General features: G+C 68.4%; 25 protein-coding genes. 16 read left to right on the top strand and 9 right to left on the bottom strand.

What is annotated here, in order from left to right; genetic code table 11:
- The first annotated feature begins 16 nt into the window (after positions 1–16).
- From ACQPY4_RS32650 to ACQPY4_RS32665, 4 genes are all read left to right on the top strand, one after another.
- Positions 17–2191, top strand: a complete 2175-nt coding sequence (locus tag ACQPY4_RS32650) for an MMPL family transporter (RefSeq protein ID WP_433327482.1) — start codon at positions 17–19, stop codon at positions 2189–2191.
- A 137-nt stretch (positions 2192–2328) separates the two neighbouring features.
- The gene (locus ACQPY4_RS32655) at positions 2329–2628 is read left to right on the top strand and encodes a hypothetical protein (RefSeq protein ID WP_433327484.1); all 300 of its coding nucleotides are present in this window, start codon (positions 2329–2331) and stop codon (positions 2626–2628) included.
- 83 nt (positions 2629–2711) lie between these two features.
- The gene (locus ACQPY4_RS32660; protein ID WP_433327486.1) at positions 2712–3479 is read left to right on the top strand and encodes an SGNH/GDSL hydrolase family protein; all 768 of its coding nucleotides are present in this window, start codon (positions 2712–2714) and stop codon (positions 3477–3479) included.
- A 55-nt stretch (positions 3480–3534) separates the two neighbouring features.
- On the top strand, positions 3535–4065 hold the full coding sequence (locus ACQPY4_RS32665) for a superoxide dismutase family protein (RefSeq protein WP_433327488.1): 531 nt from the start codon (positions 3535–3537) through the stop codon (positions 4063–4065).
- 11 nt (positions 4066–4076) lie between these two features.
- Here ACQPY4_RS32665 and ACQPY4_RS32670 read toward each other — a convergent pair whose 3' ends face one another.
- Entirely contained in the window at positions 4077–5012 is a 936-nt protein-coding gene (locus ACQPY4_RS32670; protein ID WP_433327490.1) for a Ku protein, read from the bottom strand.
- A gap of 115 nt (positions 5013–5127) precedes the next feature.
- On the opposite strand from ACQPY4_RS32670, the gene ligD (ACQPY4_RS32675) reads away from it, so the two are divergent.
- From ligD (ACQPY4_RS32675) to ACQPY4_RS32705, 7 genes are all read left to right on the top strand, one after another.
- Positions 5128–6102, top strand: a complete 975-nt coding sequence (ligD, locus tag ACQPY4_RS32675) for a non-homologous end-joining DNA ligase (protein WP_433327492.1) — start codon at positions 5128–5130, stop codon at positions 6100–6102.
- Positions 6092–6991 carry a non-homologous end-joining DNA ligase gene (ligD, locus tag ACQPY4_RS32680; RefSeq protein ID WP_433327494.1) on the top strand — a complete coding sequence of 300 codons (900 nt, stop codon included), beginning with the start codon at positions 6092–6094 and terminating at the stop codon, positions 6989–6991. The genes ligD (ACQPY4_RS32675) and ligD (ACQPY4_RS32680) overlap by 11 nt, the downstream gene beginning before the upstream one ends.
- A gap of 84 nt (positions 6992–7075) precedes the next feature.
- The gene (locus tag ACQPY4_RS32685) at positions 7076–8404 is read left to right on the top strand and encodes a dihydrolipoyl dehydrogenase family protein (RefSeq protein WP_433327496.1); all 1329 of its coding nucleotides are present in this window, start codon (positions 7076–7078) and stop codon (positions 8402–8404) included.
- Positions 8405–8415: 11 nt separating this feature from the next.
- On the top strand, positions 8416–8586 hold the full coding sequence (locus ACQPY4_RS32690) for a hypothetical protein (protein ID WP_433327498.1): 171 nt from the start codon (positions 8416–8418) through the stop codon (positions 8584–8586).
- 122 nt (positions 8587–8708) lie between these two features.
- Entirely contained in the window at positions 8709–9329 is a 621-nt protein-coding gene (locus ACQPY4_RS32695; protein ID WP_433327500.1) for a TetR/AcrR family transcriptional regulator, read from the top strand.
- Between the two features lie 61 nt (positions 9330–9390).
- The gene (locus ACQPY4_RS32700; RefSeq protein ID WP_433327502.1) at positions 9391–9627 is read left to right on the top strand and encodes a DUF3107 domain-containing protein; all 237 of its coding nucleotides are present in this window, start codon (positions 9391–9393) and stop codon (positions 9625–9627) included.
- A 91-nt stretch (positions 9628–9718) separates the two neighbouring features.
- Positions 9719–10000 (top strand): GlsB/YeaQ/YmgE family stress response membrane protein, encoded by a 282-nt coding sequence (locus ACQPY4_RS32705; protein WP_433327504.1) that lies wholly within the window; start codon positions 9719–9721, stop codon positions 9998–10000.
- A gap of 57 nt (positions 10001–10057) precedes the next feature.
- Here the strand turns inward: ACQPY4_RS32705 and ACQPY4_RS32710 are convergent, their stop codons facing one another.
- The 5 genes from ACQPY4_RS32710 to ACQPY4_RS32730 all read right to left on the bottom strand — a co-directional run bounded on the left by ACQPY4_RS32710 (position 10058) and on the right by ACQPY4_RS32730 (position 13721).
- Positions 10058–10900, bottom strand: a complete 843-nt coding sequence (locus tag ACQPY4_RS32710) for a hypothetical protein (protein ID WP_433327506.1) — start codon at positions 10898–10900, stop codon at positions 10058–10060.
- A gap of 83 nt (positions 10901–10983) precedes the next feature.
- Positions 10984–11340, bottom strand: coding sequence for a DUF7674 family protein (locus tag ACQPY4_RS32715; RefSeq protein ID WP_433327508.1), 357 nt, complete (start codon positions 11338–11340; stop codon positions 10984–10986).
- Positions 11334–12413, bottom strand: coding sequence for a hypothetical protein (locus tag ACQPY4_RS32720; RefSeq protein ID WP_433327510.1), 1080 nt, complete (start codon positions 12411–12413; stop codon positions 11334–11336). The genes ACQPY4_RS32715 and ACQPY4_RS32720 overlap by 7 nt, the downstream gene beginning before the upstream one ends.
- A gap of 85 nt (positions 12414–12498) precedes the next feature.
- Positions 12499–12726, bottom strand: coding sequence for a DUF2283 domain-containing protein (locus tag ACQPY4_RS32725; protein WP_433327512.1), 228 nt, complete (start codon positions 12724–12726; stop codon positions 12499–12501).
- Positions 12723–13721: a hypothetical protein gene (locus ACQPY4_RS32730; protein WP_433327514.1), complete on the bottom strand. Its 999-nt coding sequence runs from the start codon at positions 13719–13721 to the stop codon at positions 12723–12725. The genes ACQPY4_RS32725 and ACQPY4_RS32730 overlap by 4 nt, the downstream gene beginning before the upstream one ends.
- Before the next feature lie 194 nt (positions 13722–13915).
- Between ACQPY4_RS32730 and ACQPY4_RS32735 the strand changes: the two genes are divergently transcribed.
- The 5 genes from ACQPY4_RS32735 (at position 13916) to ACQPY4_RS32755 (ending at position 19073) form a co-directional block, all read left to right on the top strand.
- The gene (locus tag ACQPY4_RS32735) at positions 13916–14740 is read left to right on the top strand and encodes a hypothetical protein (RefSeq protein WP_433327516.1); all 825 of its coding nucleotides are present in this window, start codon (positions 13916–13918) and stop codon (positions 14738–14740) included.
- A 154-nt stretch (positions 14741–14894) separates the two neighbouring features.
- Entirely contained in the window at positions 14895–16325 is a 1431-nt protein-coding gene (locus ACQPY4_RS32740) for a hypothetical protein (RefSeq protein ID WP_433327518.1), read from the top strand.
- A gap of 14 nt (positions 16326–16339) precedes the next feature.
- Positions 16340–16930, top strand: a complete 591-nt coding sequence (locus ACQPY4_RS32745) for a hypothetical protein (RefSeq protein WP_433327520.1) — start codon at positions 16340–16342, stop codon at positions 16928–16930.
- A 179-nt stretch (positions 16931–17109) separates the two neighbouring features.
- On the top strand, positions 17110–18507 hold the full coding sequence (locus ACQPY4_RS32750) for a hypothetical protein (protein ID WP_433327522.1): 1398 nt from the start codon (positions 17110–17112) through the stop codon (positions 18505–18507).
- A 146-nt stretch (positions 18508–18653) separates the two neighbouring features.
- Complete coding sequence (locus tag ACQPY4_RS32755; RefSeq protein ID WP_433327524.1) at positions 18654–19073, top strand: hypothetical protein; 420 nt, start codon at positions 18654–18656, stop codon at positions 19071–19073.
- A 9-nt stretch (positions 19074–19082) separates the two neighbouring features.
- Here the strand turns inward: ACQPY4_RS32755 and ACQPY4_RS32760 are convergent, their stop codons facing one another.
- From ACQPY4_RS32760 to ACQPY4_RS32770, 3 genes are all read right to left on the bottom strand, one after another.
- Positions 19083–19709, bottom strand: coding sequence for a prepilin peptidase (locus tag ACQPY4_RS32760; protein WP_433339125.1), 627 nt, complete (start codon positions 19707–19709; stop codon positions 19083–19085).
- Between the two features lie 51 nt (positions 19710–19760).
- Positions 19761–20897 (bottom strand): hypothetical protein, encoded by a 1137-nt coding sequence (locus ACQPY4_RS32765; RefSeq protein ID WP_433327526.1) that lies wholly within the window; start codon positions 20895–20897, stop codon positions 19761–19763.
- A gap of 148 nt (positions 20898–21045) precedes the next feature.
- Positions 21046–21480 (bottom strand): hypothetical protein, encoded by a 435-nt coding sequence (locus ACQPY4_RS32770; protein ID WP_433327528.1) that lies wholly within the window; start codon positions 21478–21480, stop codon positions 21046–21048.
- Between the last annotated feature and the right edge of the window lie 97 nt (positions 21481–21577).

Below are 21577 nucleotides of genomic sequence, written 5' to 3' on the forward strand. Positions count from 1 at the left end.
GAGAAGGGTGAGATCGATGTTCGAGAGATGGGGCCGGGTGGTGCACCGGCGACGGCGGCCGATCCTGGGACTGACCGCGATCGCGCTCGTCTTCATGGCGGTCTGGGGCACCGGGGTGTTCGGCGCGATGACGTCCGCCGGGCTCTTCACCACCCCCGGGAGCGAGAGCGATCGCGCAGCTCAGGTGGCCGAACGCGACCTCGGCCGCAGCGCCGCCGACGTCGTGGTCCTCTACCGCGCGAGCGACGGCCGGACGGTCGACGACCCCGCCTACCGGACCTCGGTCGAAGGAGCCCTGGCGGCCCTCCCCCGGGACGCGATCTCGGCCACCACGACCTACTGGACGGCCAAGGCGCCACAGTTCGTCAGCAAGGACCGGACGGCCACCTTCGCCGTCCTGCGTCTCGCGGGCGCCGACGAAAGCGCACGGGAGAAGAAGTACGAGGCGATCTCCGACCGCCTCACCGAGGTCGGCGGCGGGCTGACCGCCACCGTCGGCGGCGACCAGGCGACGCAGACCGCGATCAATTCGCGCGTCTCCGCCGACATCGGCCGGGCCGAGGCCATGGCGATGCCCGTCCTGCTGGTGCTGCTCGTGCTGATCTTCGGCGGTCTGGTCGCGGCGAGCCTGCCGCTGCTGATCGGCGGGCTGGCCGTGCTGGGCTCGTTCACGGCCCTGCACGCGCTGACCTTCGGCACCGACGTGTCGATCTTCGCCGTCCAGATCACCACGTTCCTCGGCATGGGGCTGGCGATCGACTACGGGCTGTTCATCGTCGGCCGGTTCCGCGAGGAACTGGACCGAGGGGCGGTGGTCGAGGACGCGATCGTCCGGACGATGGCCACGGCGGGACGCACCGTCGCCGTCTCCGGGCTCACGGTGACCGTCTCGCTGGCCGGTCTGCTGCTGTTCGACCAGAACTTCCTGGTCTCCATGGGCTACGGGGGCATCGCCACCGTCGTGGTGTGCATGATCGGGGCGCTGACCGTCCTGCCCGCCCTGCTGGCCGTCCTGGGTCACCGGGTGAACGCGCTGCCCGTCCGCCGCAGGCGCGCCAAGACCGGCGCGACGGGGAACGGCGGCTGGTACCGGCTGGCACACAGCGTCATGCGGCGTCCGGCCCTCTACGCCGTGTCCACGCTGGCGCTGCTGCTGGCGCTCGGCACGCCCTTCCTGAACATCAGCTGGGGCGGTGTGGACGCCCGCGTCATGCCGTCCGGCTCCGACCCCCGCGTGGTCACCGAGTCCCTGGAGAAGGACTTCACCCGAGGCTCCACGTCCCCGATCGAGGCCGTCGTCACCGGGACGACCGACCAGCAGGCCGTCCAGGCGTACTCCGCCAAGCTCACCGCGATCCCGGGCATCACCGGCGCCTCGGTGACCGGCGCCAAGGGCGAGACGACCCGCATCGCCCTGACCTATGACGCCGCTCCCTCGTCCGACCGGGCGCGCGCGCTGGTCAAGGAGGTCCGCGCGGTGCCCGCGCCCTCGTCGGCCGAGGCTCTCATCGGGGGCGCCTCGGCCGACGAGGCCGACCAGCTCGACAGCCTCGGGGCGACCCTGCCCTGGCTCGCGCTGGTCGTCGGAGGAGCGACGTTCGTCCTGCTGTTCCTGGCCTTCGGCTCGCTGATCCTGCCGCTCAAGGCGATGCTGATGAACCTGTTCTCGCTGTCGGCCGCCTTCGGCGCGATGGTGTGGATCTTCCAGGACGGCAACCTGTCGGACCTGCTGGGCTTCACCGCCACCGGCTCGATCAACCCGGCCATGCCGGTGCTGATGCTGGCGATGCTGTTCGGCCTGTCGATGGACTACGAGGTGTTCCTGCTCTCGCGAATCCGCGAACAGTACGACCTGACCGGCGACAACACGGCCGCCGTCGCGACCGGGCTGCAGCGCACCGGTGGGATCATCACCAGCGCGGCGCTGCTGTTCATCGTGGTGATCGGGGCGTTCTCCACCTCGGGCATCACCTTCATCAAGATGACCGGCGTGGTCATGGTGATCGCGTTCGTCGTGGACGCCACGATCGTGCGGGCCCTGCTCGTCCCGGCCACGATGCGCCTGCTGGGCGGCGCGAACTGGTGGGCGCCGGGGCCGCTCGCCCGGCTCTACCGCCGCTACGGCATCCGCGAGGACGACTCGCCCGCCACCCCGGAAACCCCGAAGACCCTCGAACCCGCCAGTACCTGACCAGGACCGATACCCGGGGGCCACGCGCCCCCGGGTATCGACCCGATTTCGGACAGGCGACTTCGGCCGAACCGCTTGTGCTCGGCCCCCGGCCCCAAGAGACTGTGCAACATTCCTTGCACCCCCTTGGAGGCACCATGTCCTCGCAGGTGATCACCGATGCCGAGACGGCGCTCGGGCACCTGGAGCGCCTGACCGACGAGCTGCGCGCCCGCGGCTGGCGGGTCGAGATGGCCGTCCCCGCCGACCGCTGGCCGTCCGCCCTGGTGGCCAACCCGGAGCTGACGGGCCTGAACGAGAACGTCATCGCCGCCCCGGAACGTTCCGGCTCCGACGGCGAGGTCTGGTCGTACTTCTACGGCTGGGGCGAACGCATCGCCCCCTGCGACGAGCCCTCCCGCGCCGCCACCCTGCTGGCCCGCGTCCTGGCCAACTGACCCACACCCCACCCCGGCCGTCCGCCCGACCACGTTCGGGGCGGGCGTTTGGTCATGGTGGGGCCAGTCATAGCATGTTGGGCATGGCATGGACGCGTTATGTGGCGATCGGCGACTCCTTCACCGAGGGGCTCGGCGACCCTTATGCCGACGGGGAATGGCGCGGCTGGGCCGACCGGGTCGCCGAGGCGCTGAGCGCACGGGTCGACGGGTTCGGGTACGCCAATCTCGCCGTGCGCGGACGGCTGCTCGACCAGATCATCGCCGAGCAGCTTCCGCCCGCCCTCGACCTCAAGCCCGATCTGGTCTCGATCTCCGGCGGCGGCAATGACCTGCTGCGTCCCAAGACCGACGTGGACGCGCTCGCCGGACGCATGGACGCCGCCGTCGCGCGCATCCGCGACGCGGGTGCCGACGTCGTCCTGTTCACCGGCGTCGACCCGGTGGGCCAGCCCGTGATCAGCCGCACCCGCGGCCGGGTCGCCGTCTTCAACGAGTTGCTGCGCGGCATCGCGGCCCGCCGGGGCGCGCACGTCGTCGACCAGTGGTCGATGGACGTCCTGCGCGACTCGCGCATGTGGGGCGTCGACCGCCTGCACATGTCGTCCGACGGGCACCGGCGTGTGGCGTTGGCCACTCTCGAAGCGCTCGGCGTCGAGGGGGCCGAGCCCGGCGCGTGGCGCGAGCCCGTCCTGGCTCCCCTTCCCGAACTCGGAAAGGGCGCGCGGCGGCTGCACGACCTGCGCTGGGCACGCGGTTACCTCGCGCCGTGGGTGGGACGCAGGCTGCGCGGGCGCTCGTCCGGCGATGCCGTCACTGCAAAACGCCCGGCACTGCGTGCCATGGAATGAGCGGCGTCCAGCGGGCATCATCGGGCGGTGGTACTCCCGTGACGAGAGGAAGCTCATGGCATATCCGAAGCGCACGGCCGTCACGCTCACCGCGGTCTGCACCGGCCTGGGGCTGCTGACGGTGCCCGCCGCCGCGGCTCCGGCGGGCGGGTCACACGTGATCTGGGCGAAGGGGCCGACCTACACCTACGACAAGGCGTACGGGGACGTCACCACGCGAATCCGCGTCAAGACCCACAAGGGCACGACCAGCGTCCGGCTGAAGGCCAAGGGCTTCCCGGCCGCCGCGAAGGGCAAGACGTTCGGCGTCCACGTCCACCAGAAGGCGTGCGGGCCCAAGCCCGCCGACGCCGGGCCGCACTACCAGAACCCGAACGCCAAGCCGGGCACGCCGCTGCACGACAAGGAGATCTGGCTGGACGTCACCGTCGGCAGAGACGGCGAGGCGCGCTCGAAGACGACCGTCCCGTGGGTGGTCGCCAAGGGCGACGCGGGCTCGGTGGTCGTCCACGCCGAGCCGACCGACCACCACACCGGCGGCGCGGGCGACCGGCTGCTGTGCACCACCGTCCCGTTCGGCTCCTGAGAGCCTGACGGCTAGGCCGACTTGCGGGTGCGCGATTTGGCGGGCGCCTTCTTCTCGGCCGGCTGCTTGGAGCCCGCCGACCTCGACCTCGACGATCCGGACGCCTTGGACGACGAGCTCTTGGCGGCGGGTTTCTTCGCGGGCGCCTTCCTGGCGGCGGGCTTCTTCTCGCCCCGGCTCTTCTTGGCGGCCTCGACGCTGGCGCGCAGCGCGCTGAGCAGGTCGGCGGCGGGGGCCTCCTCGGCCTCGGCCTCCGGCCGCTCGACCTCGCGGCCCTCGATCTTGGCGTCGATGACCGACTGGAGGGCCTCGCGGTAGGCGTCCTTGTACTCGCCCGGGTCGAAGTCGCCCTCCATGGTCTCGATCAGCGAGGTGGCCATGGTGAGCTCCTGCTTGCGGACCTCGATGTCCTCGTCCAGGAAGGGGAAGGCGGGGGCGCGGATCTCGTCCGGCCACAGCATGGTCTCCAGGACGAACACGCCCTCGCGGACCCGCAGCGTGGCCAGCGACTCGCGCTGCCGCAGCGCGACCTTGACGATCGCCACCCGGCCCGACTGCTCCAGGGCGTCCCGCAGCAGCACGTAGGGCTTGGCGCCCTGCTGGTCGGGCTCCAGGTAGTACGACTTGGCGAAGTAGATCGGGTCGACCTGTTCCTCGTCGACGAACTGGAGCACGTCGATGCGGCGGCTGGTCGACAACGGGAGATCGGCGAAGTCCTCGTCGGTGAGCACGACCATCTCGCCGCTGGGCAGCTCGTGCCCCTTGGCGATGTCGGCGTAGGGCACCTCCTCGCCGTCGACCGTGCACACCCGCTTGTACTTGATGCGGCCGCCGTCTTTGCGGTGCACCTGGTGAAACGCGACGTCGCGCTGCTCGGTCGCCGAGTACACCTTCACCGGCACCGTCACCAGGCCGAACGAGATCGCACCCTTCCAAATACTCCGCATGATCGATCCTTACCCCGAGGCTATTGACTCCTAGCCTCGCAACCCAGTTCGATTTGCGCCACAACCGACTCTTGATCCTTTTTTCCATGGAGCGGGCGGAGGGTAGAGAGCGACTATGACCATGCCGTGGCCGGTGCAGCCGATGACGGCCGCCACCGGGGAGCTTCCCGACGACGCCGTGCGCTGGGGCCTGGAGCTCAAGTGGGACGGCGTCCGCGTGATCACCTATGTCTCGGCGGACGGGGTGCGCGCCAGCGGGCGCCGCACCACCGAGCTCGCCGGACGCTATCCGGAACTGTCCGGCCTCGCCGACCTCCTCCCCCACCACGACGTCGTCCTGGACGGCGAGGTGGTGGCCTTCGAGGACGGCCGTCCGAGCTTCGAGCGGCTGCAGCGCCGCATGCACGTCGCCCATCCCGATCCGCGGCTGATCCGGGAGGTTCCCGTCCGCTACGTCGTCTTCGACCTGCTCTTCCTGGACGGCCACCTCCTCTACGACATGCCCTACGCCGACCGCAGGGCCCTGCTGGCCGACCTGGACCTGGCCGCCACCGGACCCGTCGAGGTCCCCCCGTATTTGAACGGTGGCGACAGCGCCCAGGTGACCGAGCTGCTGGAGTTCACCCAGGAACAGAAGCTCGAAGGGCTGCTGGCCAAGCGGCTCGACTCCCCCTACCGGCCCGGCCGCCGCGTCGACTTCTGGCGCAAGGTCAAGAACTTCCTCACCAGCGAGGTGATCGTCTGCGGGTGGAAGCCCGGCAAGGGACGGCGCGAGGGCGGCGTCGGGTCGCTGCTGCTCGGCGTCTACGACCCCAAGGGCCGGCTGGTGTTCGTCGGCCATGTCGGCACCGGGTTCACCGACCGGGCCCTGGACGAGATGTACGAGGCCCTGTGGCCCCTGCGGCGCTCCACCAGCCCCTTCGACGAACCCGTCCCCCGGGAGTTCTCCCGCGACGCCCAGTGGGTTGATCCACGGCTGGTGGGGGAGGTCGCCTACAGCGTCCGCACCAGGGACGGGCGGCTGCGCTTCCCGTCATGGCGCGGGCTGCGCGACGACAAAGACCCCGCAGAGGTGATCCGTGAGCCCTAAGAAGGTCAGCGTCGAGGTCGACGGCCGGGAGCTGACGCTGTCGAACCTGGACAAGAACCTCTTCCCGGAGTTCACCAAGGGCGAGGTCATCGACTACTACGTCAAGATCGCGCCGGTGCTGCTCCCGCATCTGAAGGGCCGTCCCGCCACCCGGATCCGGTATCCGGACGGCGTGAACGGCAACTCGTTCTTCGAGAAGAACGCGCCCCGCCACACCCCCGACTGGATCCGCACCGCCACGATCCCCACCCCGGGCAGCTCCACCGGCCGCAGCACGCTCGACTTCATCGTGGTCGACGACCTGCCCACGCTGGTGTGGTGCGCCAACATGGCCGCGTTGGAACTGCACGTCCCGCAGTGGAAGGTCGGCCCCCGGGGCAAGCTGCACAGCCCCGACCTGGTGGTCTTCGACCTCGACCCGGGCGCCCCCGCGACGATCGTCGACGCCTGCGAGGTCGCGGTGCTGCTGCGCGACGTCCTGGCCGAGGACGGCCTCGACTGCCATCCCAAGACCAGCGGCAAGAAGGGCATGCACCTCTACGTCCCGATCAAGGAGAGCGACGGCACGTCGGAGTACGCCAAGCGCGCCGCCGAGCGGCTCGCCGAGGCCCGCCCGGAGCTCGTGATCTCCAAAATGGAGCGACGGCTGCGCAAGGGCAAGGTCTTCGTCGACTGGAGCCAGAACAACCCCGCCAAGACCACCGTGGCCCCGTACTCGCTGCGCGCCGCCGACTCCCCCTCGGTGTCCATGCCCATCACCTGGGACGAGCTCGAAGCCGTCCAGAAACCGGATGATCTGGTCTTCACGCCCGAGGAGGCGCTCGCCCGGGTCGAGGAGCACGGCGACCTGCTCGCCCCCATCCTGGAGGGCGGCCCGCCGCTGCCTTAATGTGTTCGAACGGCCACTCTCCGGCACCGAGTTCCGTCACCATGAGGGGGCGGGGACATCGCGAGCGGTGCGGAGGGGAAGTCAGTGTCGCAGAACCATCCTTACGACGTCGTGGTGCTCGGAGGCGGATCCGCGGGCGAGCTGGTCGCGGTCGGCCTGGCCCAGGCGGGACGGAACGTGGCGCTGGTGGAGAACCACCTGGTCGGGGGCGAGTCCCCGTACTTCGCCTGTATGCCCTCCAAGTCGCTGCTGCTGTCGGCCCGGCGCGGCGAGACCTGGGAGCTGGCCACCGCCAGGCGCGACGAGGTGACGGGGCACCTCGACGACGACAGCGCCGTCGCGCGCATGGCCGAGGGCGGCGTGACCGTCCTGCGCGGCCGGGGCCGCGTCCTGCGGCCCGGTGTGATCGAGGTCGACGGCACCGAGCACGCCTTCACCGACCTGGTCGTCAGCACCGGGAGCGAGCCGGCCGTCCCGGAGATCGACGGCCTGGCCGACGTCCCCACCTGGACCAGCGACGCCGCGCTGACCGTCCCCGACCTGCCCCGGCGCCTGGTCATCCTCGGCGGCGGGCCCGTCGGCTGCGAGATGGCCCAGGTCTACGCCGCCTTCGGCTCGCAGGTCACGCTGGTCGAGGCGGCCGGGCGGCTGCTGACCGCCGAGGCGGCCTTCACCGGCGAGATCCTCGCCGACTCCCTGCGCCGGCTGGGCGTCGACCTGCGCCTGGGCGCCCAGCTCGGCCGCGTCGAGCGGGGCCCGGTCGGGCTGCGGCTCTGGCTGACCGACGGCGGGACGGTCGACGCCGACCGCATCCTCATCGCGGCCGGGCGCCGTCCCCGGGTCGAGGGTCTCGGGCTGGAGACGCTCGGCATCGCCGTCCGGCCGGGCGAGGGCCTGACGATCGACGAGACCTGCCAGGTCGGCGGGCACGGGCCGGGCGGCGTCTGGGCCGCGGGCGACGTCACCGGGGTCGCCAGGACGACCCACGCCGCCCGCTACCAGGCCCGCGTGGTGATCTCCAACGTGCTGGGCAAGCGCCGGGAGGCCGACTACAGGGCCGTCCCCCGCGTCGTCTACACCGCGCCGACCGTCTACTCCGTCGGCGTCTCCCCCCGAGAGGCAGAGGAGCGGGGCATCGACCTGCTCACCGCGGGGTATGACCTGGCCGCCACGTCCAGGGCGGCGGTGGAGGCCGACGAGAGGGGCCGGGTCGAACTGTACGCCGACCGTTCACGCGGGCTGCTGATCGGCGCCGCGGCCGTGGGGCTTTACGCTGAGGAGTGGATGAGCGAGATCGCCCTGGCCATCCGCGCGGAGACGCCGCTGGGCCTGCTCACCGACGTCGTGCACGCGTTCCCGACGTACGGGGAGGCCATCGAGGCTCCGCTTCGCGAGCTGGCCGGGCGCCTCTGAGAGGAGACGCGATGAGCGAGGCCGAAAGCGAAGCCGTGCTCAGCAATGAGGCCGACGCCGTGGAGCCTTTGAACGATCAAGAGGCGCCGCGGTGGCCGGAGCAGGTACCCTTCGACGCCGACGAGGCCGACGCCGCCGACCAGACGCGCGAGGTCGTCCTCGACGAGGACGATTACCGTTAACGGGGGTCGTCACTCGGCGACGTTGGTGACCAGGGAGGTTACCGGCGCGTAGGATGATGTGATTGACGACGCGCGGCGGACTACCCCGGACCGCCGCATCGAACCGGTGATCGGAGAGTGTGGTGACCGCTACCCCGGACGCCCGCCCCCGTGGCACGAGACTGCCGCGACTGGCACGCCGCAGGCAGCTTCTCGGCGCAGCGCAGGAGGTGTTCGTCGCCCAGGGCTACCATGCCGCGGCGATGGACGAGATCGCCGAGCGGGCCGGCGTCAGCAAGCCGGTGCTCTACCAGCACTTCCCCGGCAAACTCGAGCTCTACCTGGCATTGCTGGACGAGCACGCGGAAGGGCTGGTCAACACCGTCCGCGAGGCCCTGGCCTCGACCACGGACAACAAACTGCGCGTCCAGGCGTGCATGCAGGCCTTCTACGACTTCGTGGCCGGCGAGGGCGAGGCGTACCGCCTGGTCTTCGAGTCCGACCTGCGCAACGTCGCCCCCGTCCGCGCCCGCGTCGAGCGCGCCAACCAGCAGTGCGCGGAGATGATCGCCCAGGTGATCTCCGAGGACACCGACGCCCCCACCGACGAGGCGTTCCTGCTCGGCATGGGCCTGGTCGGCATGGCCGAGGTCAGCGCCCGATACTGGCTCTCCCAGCACCGCGCCATCCCCAAGGACACCGCCGAGAAGATCATCGCCAGGCTCGCCTGGCGCGGAATCTCGGGCTTCCCCCGCACCGGCTGAGCGATCTTCGTGGCACCATCGAAGGCATGAGCCCGTCGGGGCCCGAGGCAAGGGAGATCGAGTGCAGGTTCGCATCGGCGTCCAGTTCGTGCCCAAGGAGCTCGTGGTCGAGACGACCCAGACGGCCGACGAGGTCCAGGCCGCGCTGGCCGACGCCCTCAAGGCCGACCACGGCGTCCTGATCCTCAAAGACCAGCGCAACGGCCGCGCCGTCGTGCCCGCCGCCCACATCGCCTACCTCGAGATCACCGAGGAAGAGGGCCGAACCGTCGGCTTCGGAGGCTCCCAGTACACCTGAACGCCTGTTTGAACCCCGAGGGACGGGCATACCGACCACCGACGACGGCCGCTGAAGACGCGACCGTCCGACAACGAAATGGTGATCGACAATGCTCACGACGATCCTCTGGTTCATCATCGTCGGTGCCGTGATCGGAGCCCTGGCCCGCCTCATCGTTCCGGGCCGGAACCCCATCGGCATGCTCATGACGATCCTGGTCGGTATCGCGGGCGCCATCCTCGGCGGAGTGATAGCCAACGCCCTCGGCGCCGGAACCCTGGTGGCCATCGTCTTCGCGGTGATCATCGCCGCCCTCGGCGTGGCCCTCCTCAGCGCCACCTACACCCGCACCGAATCCCACCGCCCCTGGCACCGCCGCACCCACCACTGACCCCCAGCGGAAAGGCCCCCACTCCAGGCGGGGGCCTTTCTCACGCCATGGGTCGCCCTAGGGCGCGAAGAGGTTGGGGCTGCCCTGGACGGCGCGGGTGCGGAGGTCGTCGAGGGTCATGAGCTGGCCGTGCTCGCCCTGGGCCAGAACGGGCCAGTGGGCGGCGAGGGCCTCGATGAGCTCCATGGCCAGCGTCTCGGAGTCGTTGCCGCCGAAGACGTCCAGGCGGATCGCCGCGTAGGGCGGCCTTCCCACCGTGTCCCGGTAGATGGGGCCCTTGAAGGGGTCGAGGGTGACTTCGGCGTCCAGATAGATCCAGACGTGGGCGCCGGCACGGGTGAACTCGGCGTCGGTCCGCTCGTCGGGGTCCAATTGGGCTCCGAATGAGCGCAGCACTCCCCTGATCTGCTCGGGAGCGGCCTCGTTGGGGAGGAGCAGGGTGACGGGGTCGGCGCGTTCGGAACGGGCGGCCTTCTGGAAGTCGAACGTGCCGTCCGGCCAGAAGAACCCCGTCGGACGCTTGGCGAGGCGCTCGTTGAACTCCTCGACCGTGACGACCGTCTCCGCGCGGTCGAGCAGCACCAGCCGCCAGCGCTCGGCGGCGGCGAGCACGATCTCCGCCGCCAGCCACTCACTCCCCCGCCCATGCGAGATCTCCATGGTCGCCATCGCGCCCGGAGGCCCGCCCAGGGCGCGCTCGATCTCCCGGTCACGCCCGGACTTCGCCGAGAACATCGGCCCCTCCCAGTCCGACGGGATCACCCACACGCACCCGTCGTCCCGCTGGAGTTGCGAGTGCTCCGGATCGGCGCTCGGCGTCCCACCGAGTGAGACGACCAGCTCCCGAAGCTCCTCGGGCCGCACGGCCTCCGCGAAGACCAGCGTCGCCGGAACCGACACCCTTCCCCCTCCGGTGCTTCCGAACGTTTCTGGCCTCGATCACCCGAACCGCCACTTCGGGCTTTCCGTGGCAGGCCCCCTCGTCAGGCGCGGACGCGAGTGTAGACCTCGCTGAGGACGGGGCCGAGGGCATCGGCTATCTCGGCGCCCTCCTGGCCCGGCCAGGGCAGGTTGTAGAGGAACGAGGTCCCGATGAGGTTCTTCACAGGCGTGTCGGCACCGGGGTAAGCCTCCTCGAGAAACGACAGGAAACGGCGCCAGCTGGGGACGTCGCTCTCCTTGCCCAGGAACCCCTGGACCACTTCCTGTGTTACATCCCAGAAGAAGACGTGAGCGAGCAGGCCGTCGTTATTGAAGACATGAGTCTCGTAGAGGTCGTCCAGTTCGGGAAAGGCGACCAGCAGCCTCCGAACGAACTCCGCCTCACTATCGATCAGCATCCGAGCCCGCCGTATTCCTTGAAGCCTTTGTACTTTCCGGCGAGCGCATCGTCGATGGCCTGGATGAGGGACTTGGCGACTTCTATATCCCTGGCGGACTTGACGTTCGGGACCTTACGCCCACCTTTGAGGCGGGTCTCGTTCTCCCTCAAGAACTTTTCGAGACTCGCCTTGAGTTGCGTGGTGCTGGTGATGTGGCTCTTACCCTCGACGTTGGGCCCGCCAAGCGCCTCGTGATTGGCCGCGGCCATCGCGCTGCCGTCCCCGATCTGGTTGGGGTTGCCGACGCCATGGTACAGCGCGTTCACCGTCCGCTGGAGACGCTCGCTGTCGACCTTCGGGGTCGGCGCGTCCTCGCGGGCCCGAGTGGTCGCCACCAGGACGACCGTGCCGGTGAAGCGGCCGGAGGCGGCGTTCGTGACGCCGCCGGGCGGCACCCGCGTCGGGCCGAATGCCCTGGGCCGCTGCGGGACAGGACAGCCCTTCGGGTCCTTTTTCCCTCCGGCTTGGTTCTGGCGGTCGGCTTCCTTTTTCTTGCGGAGGTCGTCTTCGGCCTTCTTCAGGGCACGCTGGGCATCGTCGCGTTTCTTGCGGGCCGCGCTGACCTTGTCCCAGATGTTCTTGAAACGACCCGCCAGCTTGAACGCCTTGGGCAACTTACGCAAAAGCTTGAAAGCCTTGCCCCACGGGATCGCATTGGCCGCGGTCTCGATGCAGGCCATGATGTCGAAGTCCTTGATGCACTTCTCAGCCTCGGTGATCCCGATCAGGTCCTTCAGAAACGACCACAACTCGTCCTTGAGACCCTCGAATTCTTTCTCCGCGTTGGAGGCCTCGGTGTTGGCCGTGTCGGCGTCACGCTTGGCCTTGTCGTAAGCCGCCTGCTCAGGCGTCCCCGGCAACGAGGGCGGCCCACCACTCGGACCCGAACTCGGGTTCCCGGCCGCAGGAGAAGAACTGCTCTGCTTGTCGCAGTTCTTGCCACCGAAAAGCTCACAGAAGGCGGTCTTGGTGCCCGACGACATCCTCGGAGGGACCAGCAGGATCAAGGCGGCCAAGACGACCGCGGCCACGCCGATGATCGCACCGTACTCCAGCGCCGACGCACCACGATCCCCCAGACGCCACCGCCGACCCACTGGTACGCCCTTCCTTCCGTCAGCCGATGATTTCCGCGCGATCGAGAAGGTAGTGAGGAAGTTTCGCTCTCGCGTCCAGCACCTCCACGCCCACCAGGCGGCCGTCCTCGGCGAAATCAAGGTTGATCATGCCGTCCACCTTGATCGGATCGCACGGGTAGACGAAGGCCACATCATTGTCCAGGGCGGGATCGTTGAGGTAGATGTAGGCCGCGTTCGCTTGGCGATCGTAGGTCACCCTCGTCATCTCCGGCCCTTCTTCTTCCCGCCGCCTCCACCGGGCCGGCGTGACTTGAGGTTCTCAATGTACTGTCGGTCCGCCGGATCGATGATGGTGTTGATGTTCCCATCGATCGTCTTCCCGATGAAGATCTGAAGCTCAGGATCCCAGTATCCGGTCTTCCACTGATCCTCGTGCCAGTAGGAGAAGGGCGTCTGAGTGAGAACCTTTCTGGCCTCTTCCATGGTGACGTGCCGGTCTTTCAGGCGCTGCTTGGCGTGCTCGGTCAGGCAGAGGTCGTCATCACTGGGAGGCGGTGTGGTGGCCTGGGCCAGCGGCACGCCTGCTTCGCCGATGGTCCCGGACGCGATCCGCCGGAGGTGGCGGCTGTTCGCGTCGTTCGGTGCGCGCCGTGGCAGGGGGCAGGACGGCTTCTTCTTCGGGTCCTCGCCAGCCTGTTTTTGACGGTCGGCTTCCTTCTTCTTGCGGAGGTCGTCTTCGGCCTTCTTCAGGGCACGCTGGGCATCGTCGCGTTTCTTGCGGGCCGCGCTGACCTTGTCCCAGATGTTCTTGAAACGACCCGCCAGCTTGAACGCCTTGGGCAACTTACGCAAAAGCTTGAAAGCCTTGCCCCACGGGATCGCATTGGCCGCGGTCTCGATGCAGGCCATGATGTCGAAGTCCTTGATGCACTTCTCAGCCTCGGTGATCCCGATCAGGTCCTTCAGAAACGACCACAACTCGTCCTTGAGACCCTCGAATTCTTTCTCCGCGTTGGAGGCCTCGGTGTTGGCCGTGTCGGCGTCACGCTTGGCCTTGTCGTAAGCCGCCTGCTCAGGCGTCCCCGGCAACGAGGGCGGCCCACCACTCGGACCCGAACTCGGGTTCCCGGCCGCAGGAGAAGAACTGCTCTGCTTGTCGCAGTTCTTGCCACCGAAAAGCTCACAGAAGGCGGTCTTGGTGCCCGACGACATCCTCGGAGGGACCAGCAGGATCAGCGCGGCCAAGACGACCGCGGCCACGCCGATGATCGCACCGTACTCCAGCGCCGACGCACCACGATCCCCCAGACGCCACCGCCGACCCACTGGTGAGACCTCCCCCGAGATAGATGACCCAGGACAGTCCACCCGTTTGCGTCCGGCCGGGGCCAGGGTCTGGGGACCTAAAGTTCACACTTTTGGTGGGTGTACTTAACGCCCTAAGCTGACCGACTATGAAGCACGTTTTCTCACTGGTCGTTCTGGCTTCGCTGGTCGTCGGCTGCAGTGACTCCAAGCCGACGGAGAAAAAGGCCCCGGTGGCCAAGACGAGCGTGCCCGCACCCGAACAGCCTGTGACGATCGCGCCGATCAAGCTACCGGAGGAGCCCGCGGAACTGGTGGCCACCATCGGCCGTCAGGTCAAGGTCGCGCGCAGCCTGCACGCGCAGGTGGTCATCGCCGGCGGCGACTCGGGAAAGCAGGAGGCCACGGCGGACGTGCGCACCGACACCCCGACGCCGACGGGACGCATCACGATGACCGATCCCGAGGGGACCACGCACGCCGTCCTGAAGGACGGATTCGTCTACGCCCGGGACGAGGGGCAGGAAATCGAGGTCGGCAAGCCCTGGATGCGCATCTCGCATCAGGAGATCAAGAATGCCGATCTGGATGAGGGCGGTAAGTTTCTCAGCACCATTCTGTCGTCGGTCGAGCGCTATATGGGTGAGATCTCGACCGATACCGGATTGGCTCTGGTAAAGGCGGGGAAGGCGACGGCAAAGCCGGTGAAGGAGCAGTTCTCCGGCGTTCAGGTGACGCGATATGACGGCAGCACCGAGACCTCGGCGATGCGCGAGGAGGAGTACCAGAAGATGTCGTCGAGCGGTATCAAGGCCCTGGCCTGGCAGTTGTGGGTGGACGAACGCGGTCTGCCGCGGCGGTACTCGGTCACCGTCGGCTCCACGAAGGCGTCCACGACCGCCACCTACTCCAACTGGGGAATCCCCGTCACCGTCCAGGCGCCGCCCGCGTCCCAGGTCGCTCTCCTGAAATAGGGGCCCCGCCCGTAGGCCTATGGGCCCACTCTCGCTTGGGCCCGGATTTGGGTCCTGGACCCCGGGCCAAAAACGTACTTGGCCCATAACCTCCCAACAGGAACGCAGTCACTTCGACAGCCACCGTCGGCGCGGTGCTGGGAGGCGGGACGACATGCTGTCACGCTCAGGGTCGAGCAACCGCAGCCTGGCCCGGGACGCCGGTGCGAGCGGGCTCGAGTACGGGGCGCTGATCATGGTGGGCGCCATGGTGCTGGGCGCCCTGGCCTTTCTCACCGTCCCCAACGGGCTCTTCGGCCAGAACGTCGAATACGCCATCTGCAAGCTGTTCAACGGCGAGCGCGAGTGCGAGTCCCCCGCGGACAAGGCACTGAAGCCCACCGCTTGCACGACCGTGTCGTCGACGCAGACCTACGGTGCCACGGTCGACATCGCCTTCTTCCAGGCCGGCAAGGAGATCACCTTCATCCGCGCCACGGACTCGACCGGCAAGGTCACCGTCACGGCCGTGAACAGCAGCGCCCTCGGCGTCGGCACCGGTGTGGGGGCCGGCGTCAACTGGGGCAACGCCATCAACATCGGCGCCGACGCCGACGCCCGCGCCAACATCAAGGGCGGCATCGGGGACAGCTGGGTCTTCAACAGCCAGGCCGAGGCCGACAAGTTCATCGGCGAGATCCAGCACCGGGCCAAGATCGACGGGGTCAAGCAGACCGGCGTCATCGGCTGGCTCGGTGGCAAGATCGTCGAAACCGTCGACCCCCCTGAGGTGCGGGACCCCGACATCAACCGCTACGAGATCGAGCTGAACGGCAACGCCGGGATCAATGCCGGCATCAGCATCGGCCCGGGCAAGAAGAACAAGGACGGCGACCGGGCCAAGCGCGGCGACGAGGACTCCGACGGCAACCCGATCACCGACACCCGTGGCGACAACAAGCTCAAGCCGAACCTCAGCGGCTACGTCTCGGTCGACGCCAAGGGCAAGGCGATCGTCGAGAAGGACAAGCGGGACGGTTCGACCTCGGTCACCGTCGAGGTGGGCGGCGGCGCCAAGGCCGGCGGCAACTACATCATCGAGAACAAGGAGGTCCGCGGCCAGGTCGCGGGCTCGGTGAAGCTCACCTACGACAAGGACGGCAAGCTCACCAAGATGACCCTGGTACGGACGGCCGTCGTCAACAACGAGCTGAGCACGACCACGACCGAGTTGCCGATCACCACCGACGCCGAGCGCGCGGCCGTCTACCACCACCTGGGCGCCGACTCGCTGGGCGCGAACGGCATCCCTGCGGCGACGCCCCTCAAGCTCACCTGGGACGACATGGCCCCGGTTTCCCCGCCGGGCCCGAATGCCACGCCCCTGCAGAAGCTGCTGTTCGACAAGGGCAAGACCCAGAAGGTCGACTATGACTACAGTGCCACCGACCAGGCCTACGGGGCCAACGTCAAGCTGGGCCTGAAGCTGGGGGCCGGCGTGACCGTCGCCAACCGCGATCAGAAGGCCAAGAACGCCGAGTACCTGGGAGCCACGGGCACGAACGGCGAGCGCCAATGGAAGCGGTATAAGGAATGCAAGTCGTGAACCGGGAGGACCGCATGCGCCGAAGAGGGCTCGCCGTCACCGGCATGTGTCTCGCCCTGGTGGCCGGTGCCTTCGCCGCCGGCTGCTCCGACGACTCCGGCGGTGAGGGCGAGGCGAAGGCGAGCCCGTCGTCGGTCGCCACGCCGGCCGTACCGCCGGGCTTCACCCGCGTGACGGCGGGACGGATCTCCCTCGCCCACCCGCCCGGCTGGGTCAAGGCCCCACCGCCGCAGGGCTGGTCTCTGGCGATGGAGCTCAAGCAGGGCGACGTGCCCATGATCCGTGTCGGCGTGATCACCTCGGTGCCGCAGGCGTCCCAGGCCGACGTGGTCGCGACGGCCTCGTTCGCGGGCATACAGCTCGGCAGCAAGATCGAGAACCGCGAGCCCAACAAGGCCGTCCAGGTCCCCGGCGCCAACGGCGCGATCCGCGTGAACTACCGCTACGAGGATCGGTCCACGGGGAACAAGGCGCAGGCGGCGGACCTGAGCGTCGTCTACGGAGACAAGAAGGCCGTCACCGTGCGGGTCACCGGCGTCCAGGACGCACGGCTCCCCCAGGTGATCGACCAGATTCTCGGCACGCTGATGGTGACCCCGGGCTGATGCCGCCTCCACCACCGGGGATGCGTCGAACACCGGAAAAGTTCGCATCGGGCGGACCCAAATAAATGGGCCCCGAATAGGGCCCTGGGCTCTCTGCCGCGCCAATTCGCAAACCGTAGCCTCCCAAGGAAAGCGACGCACCAGAATCGGTCGCGGCGCACGACCTGGAGGCGGACATCATGTCGGCTCGCCCGAGCCCCCACCGTTGCCGGCGCGTCCGGCCGACGGATCTGGGAGCCAGCGGCCTGGAGTACGGTGCGGTGATCCTGGTGGGCGCGCTCGTCCTCGGGGTTCTCGGCGCGTTCATCGTGCCGGGCGGCCCGGCCGCGCAGAACATCGAATACGCGATGTGCAAACTGGTCAAGGGCGAAAAGGAATGCGTCTCGCCCAAGGAGAAGGATCTCAAACCCACGTCCTGCACCACCAGCACGACGACCAATTCGCAGGGCAACAGGATTGACATCGCATTCCTTCAGCTCGGCTCCGAGGTCACGCTGATCCGGAGCACGGACTCGACCGGCAGGGTGACGATCACGGCGATCAACACGCGGGCGCTCGGCGCCACCGCGGGACTCGGCGCCACGGCTCAGCGCGGGAACGCCTTCGCCCTGGGAGCCGATATCGACGTCACCGCGAGGTTCAAGCTGGGCAACGGGGATTCCTGGGTGTTCGACAGCGGGGACGAGGCGGACAGGTTCGTCCAGGACATTCGCAAGAAGGCCGCCCAGAACTCGCTCAAGGGGCTCAAGACCCTGATCCCGGCCTTGGGCGGGAAGGTGATCAAGGCGCTCGACACCCCCGACCTGCGCGGTCCGGACATCACCCGGCGCGAGTACGAGTTCGGCGGAACCGCCGAAGGGTCGATCGGCGGGATCTTCGGCAACTCCAAGGACGCGTCCGGCGGTCCCACCGTCAAGCCGAACCTGAGGGGCTACGTGTCCATCGAGGCCAAGAACAAGGCGGTCATCGAGGAGGACAGGCGCGACGGGTCCAGGTCGGTGACCTTCGAGGTCAGTGGTGGCTCCAAGATCGGCGCGGGCTATGTCGTGGGCAACAAGGAGTTCCGGGGCCAGCTCGCCGGAGCCATGAAGCTCACCTACGACAAGAGCGGCAAGCTCACGAAGCTCACCCTGACACGGACCACCATCCTCAACAACGAGCTGACGACCTCCACGACCGAGCTGCCGCTCAGGACCGACGCCGAGCGACGTGTGGTGCAGCAGCACCTCAGCGCCGAAGGGAACGCCTTCAAGGGCACCCCCGCGGAGCCCGCGCTGCGGCTGAACGTGACTCCCCTGAAACTGACCTGGGACGACATGGCCCCCGCCACGCCACCCGGACCGGACGCCACGCCCCTGCAACGACTCCTGTACCAGCAGGGGAAGTCGCACCAGGTCGACTACGACTACGCCTCCACCGATCTTCCGCACAAGATCGGCATCAAGCTCGGGCTGAAGCTGGGGTGGGCGAACAACAAGACCGACCAAGACCAGAAGGCCAAGGGCGCCAGGTATCTCGGAGCGCCAGGGCCGGACGGACGACGAGTGTGGAAGCAATTCAAGGAGTGCAGGGCGTGAGCTGGGAATCCGCGCTCGCGGTCCCCTCCCCTACCGGTGGAAAAGCCGTTACCGTACGGGTCGCCGGGATCGCACCGGCCGGCTCCCCCGCTGATCGACCGACCCCCGGCACCGTTGCGGTGACCTCGTTCTGACAGGAATCCCCTATGGACCTCGCGAAGGCATGGCTGATCGCCCTGGCGATCTACCTGGCGGGCAGCATCACCACCGCGATGGTGGCGGTCGCCTCCGGCATGGACGTCGACGACTTCACCGGCACCGGCGCCGAGGTGGTGTGGAGCGCGATACCCGCCCTGCTCATCTACCTGCTGATGACACTCCTGGTCGCGATCACGCATGGCGAACCGCACCGGGACGTCCCCGCCCGCCACGTCCTGGCGGTCCTGCTTCCGCCGGCGCTGCTCATCGTGGCCGGGATCGCCTACTCGCTCGTCCAGGGCTCGTCCGTCGCGGGCATCGCCGCGGGCGCCCTCGCCGGACTGGCCGGGTCAGCGGCGGGCTGGTGGCTGTCGGGTCGCCTGCGCAGCCGCAGCACCACCGCCCGGACGAGCGGCGGCTACTTCTAGGGAAGGTCGTCAGCCGTGCGCCGGGGCCAGCAGGACGGCCACCAGCGTGCCGGCGATCATGTAGGGGCCGAAGGGGAACTCACCCTTGCGGGTGCGGCGGACGATCATGATGCCGAGCGCGACCAGGCCGCCGAGAAAATAGGTCAGCAGTAGGCCCAAGACCCAGGTGCTCTGGCCGAACCAGCCCAGATAGAGGCCCAGCACGCCGGAGAGCTTCACATCGCCCAGGCCGATCCCGCTCGGCATCAGGAACGCCTGGACCGCGTACAGCAGGAAGAGCGCGACCATGCCGACGAGTGCGTACCCGAAGCGCTCCAGGCCGTCGTCGGTGAAGGGCGCCGCGACCGCGAGCAGGGCGGCGGCCACGCCGTAGGACGAGAGCGTGAACCGGTCGGGCAGCCGTTTGACCTCGACGTCGATCATGCAGAGCAGGGTTCCGACCGCCGCCAGGTAGAGCAGGGCGATCAGGACGGGCTCCGTCCCCACCCGCCAGCCGAGCACGCCGTAGAAGGCGGCCGTGACCAGCCCCGTCCCGATCTTGTGGCGGCGGGTGACCTCGTCGATGTACGGGGCGGCCAGGGGCGCCAGCAGCACGCCGAGGGCGAATCCGACCGGGATCAGCGCCAAGGCGACCATCACGTCACGACTCCATCCTGTGTGACCGGCCGCCGTGCGCTGCCTCCCCGTTTACGGGTTGACCGAGATGTGGGGGTGGTCGAAGTGGTTCTGGGTGATGCTGCCACGGTCCTCCATCAGGCGCCACCCTTCGTTCGCACGGAAGGCGTTCCAGATGTGCTGGCGGTAGATGATGTAGTAGATGCCCAGGCGCGCGGCGTTCTTCTGGGCGTAGTTGGAGATGTCATAACCCAGCTGGGCTTCCTGGGGCGTCGGCGCACCTGTGCTGATCATGAAGTCGCAGGCGCGTCCCTTCGGGTGCTCGCCAGACCCGCCCGTCCGGAAGCAGCCGATTCCCCGGGGAACGATGAAGAGCTTCTTGATCTGGTCGCGGACGCATTCCATGCGCCGCGTGATGCGCTCGGGTGTGAACGCGGAGCCGGAACACTCGGCACCGACGGGCCAATTGCCCTTGCCGAAGCCGTCCGCGCCCGGGCCCATGTGCTCGCCGTTGTACTTCTGCGAGTCCTCCTGGCCGACCAGGCGGATCTTGAAGAGCCGCTTGACCCGTTCGCGGTTGCCGTTCGGGTAGGCACGGAAGCGGTTCCCCGGCGGGCCGCAGTCGACGTACTCGAAGGGGGTCATGCCGTCGTCGGGGTTCGTGTCCGGGATGAGGCCCCAGGTGCACTGCGGAGGGATCAGCTTGGCGATGGCGGTCGCGGTGCCGGAGCGTCCGATCCCGACCTTGCCCGAGCCGTCGGTGCACAGGTTGCGCTTGAGACGCAGGTCTTCGCGCTCCTTGGCCGTCAGCTCCTCTTTGCGCTTGAGCTGGCATTCCTGCGTGGCGACCGTGACCTTGGCCGTGGTGCCGTAGAGCCCGCTCAGCTGAACCTTGCCGATCAGGCGGGTCTTGTTCTCCTTCGCGTACTGGCTCGCGGGCTCCTCGGGCTTGGTCGACACCATCCAGTAGCCGCCCGCGCTGGGGAGGGTGCCCCGCTCGATCAGCGCGTCGACCTCGGAGTCACGCAGCGGCGCGAGCGACCCCAGCGCCGCCGCGTCGGCGCCGATCTGCGCCAGGCTGCGCATGTCGCCGGCCTGGGCGATCCGGCCGAAGAGCAGAAAGCCCGCCGCCAGAGCCACCGATACGCCCATGACCAGGACCGACGTGGCCACACCGGCGTCGTCCCCGTACCTGATCCGTCGTAGCATCCACGCCTCATCGTCACATGATCGAAGAGTTCCCTCGACGACACTAAAGAGCGGGCATTTCCCAGAACAGGGCCCTGAGGCCTATTTCTCCGGACGCGCCGCACCAGGGTACGGCGCGTCCGGCAGCACGATCATCGAGATCGGCGGTCTAAGGTCCGCTTTCTCGCCAAACCCCACCTCCCTTGTGCCGCCATGGCCCGTTGTCCAACCGGCTGGACAGGGCCCTTGTCAGGAACAGGCCGAGGACGACCCCGAGCAGGGCCTCGATGAGGCTCAGCACAAGGGTCACCACGGTGGTGGACATCGGAATGTCCATGACGGCACCGATCACGCTGACGAGCAGGGGCACCGGGAGCGCGGCCAGGCCGCGTCCCAGTGCCGTGTAGTCCTCCCGCACGTAGGAGCCGGCGACGAATGCCATGAGGATGCTGAACAGCAGCCGTGGCAGATGCACACGATAAATCTGTGCGTATTCGTCGACGGAGACACCTGGTTCAACATGGGGCGCGAGCGCTTTCAGAGCGAGGAGTGCGATGGCCGCGACAATTCCCGCCGCGAACCACGCAGAAAACACAGCACGCATGGGCCGTTACCGTACGAGGGAGCGTGACGCTCTAAAAAGAGCCTGCGGGCCCGCGTGCCGTCCCGCGATTTCCGGGGCGCTGGGCCCCCGGGCCCAC

The organism is Spirillospora sp. CA-294931 (assembly GCF_050946795.1).
Classification (GTDB): domain Bacteria; phylum Actinomycetota; class Actinomycetes; order Streptosporangiales; family Streptosporangiaceae; genus Spirillospora.

Coding starts and splice junctions, on each gene's coding strand:
- ACQPY4_RS32660 (WP_433327486.1), top strand. CDS start 2,712: ATGGCATGGACGCGTTATGTGGCGATCGGCGACTCCTTCACCGAGGGG.
- ACQPY4_RS32740 (WP_433327518.1), top strand. CDS start 14,895: ATGCTGTCACGCTCAGGGTCGAGCAACCGCAGCCTGGCCCGGGACGCC.
- ACQPY4_RS32725 (WP_433327512.1), bottom strand. CDS start 12,726: ATGACGAGGGTGACCTACGATCGCCAAGCGAACGCGGCCTACATCTAC.
- ACQPY4_RS32765 (WP_433327526.1), bottom strand. CDS start 20,897: ATGCTACGACGGATCAGGTACGGGGACGACGCCGGTGTGGCCACGTCG.
- ligD (WP_433327492.1), top strand. CDS start 5,128: ATGACCATGCCGTGGCCGGTGCAGCCGATGACGGCCGCCACCGGGGAG.
- ACQPY4_RS32715 (WP_433327508.1), bottom strand. CDS start 11,340: ATGCTGATCGATAGTGAGGCGGAGTTCGTTCGGAGGCTGCTGGTCGCC.
- ACQPY4_RS32655 (WP_433327484.1), top strand. CDS start 2,329: ATGTCCTCGCAGGTGATCACCGATGCCGAGACGGCGCTCGGGCACCTG.
- ACQPY4_RS32665 (WP_433327488.1), top strand. CDS start 3,535: ATGGCATATCCGAAGCGCACGGCCGTCACGCTCACCGCGGTCTGCACC.
- ACQPY4_RS32760 (WP_433339125.1), bottom strand. CDS start 19,709: ATGGTCGCCTTGGCGCTGATCCCGGTCGGATTCGCCCTCGGCGTGCTG.
- ACQPY4_RS32670 (WP_433327490.1), bottom strand. CDS start 5,012: ATGCGGAGTATTTGGAAGGGTGCGATCTCGTTCGGCCTGGTGACGGTG.
- ACQPY4_RS32750 (WP_433327522.1), top strand. CDS start 17,110: ATGTCGGCTCGCCCGAGCCCCCACCGTTGCCGGCGCGTCCGGCCGACG.
- ACQPY4_RS32755 (WP_433327524.1), top strand. CDS start 18,654: ATGGACCTCGCGAAGGCATGGCTGATCGCCCTGGCGATCTACCTGGCG.
- ACQPY4_RS32650 (WP_433327482.1), top strand. CDS start 17: ATGTTCGAGAGATGGGGCCGGGTGGTGCACCGGCGACGGCGGCCGATC.
- ACQPY4_RS32690 (WP_433327498.1), top strand. CDS start 8,416: ATGAGCGAGGCCGAAAGCGAAGCCGTGCTCAGCAATGAGGCCGACGCC.
- ACQPY4_RS32735 (WP_433327516.1), top strand. CDS start 13,916: ATGAAGCACGTTTTCTCACTGGTCGTTCTGGCTTCGCTGGTCGTCGGC.
- ACQPY4_RS32745 (WP_433327520.1), top strand. CDS start 16,340: ATGCGCCGAAGAGGGCTCGCCGTCACCGGCATGTGTCTCGCCCTGGTG.
- ACQPY4_RS32770 (WP_433327528.1), bottom strand. CDS start 21,480: ATGCGTGCTGTGTTTTCTGCGTGGTTCGCGGCGGGAATTGTCGCGGCC.
- ACQPY4_RS32705 (WP_433327504.1), top strand. CDS start 9,719: ATGCTCACGACGATCCTCTGGTTCATCATCGTCGGTGCCGTGATCGGA.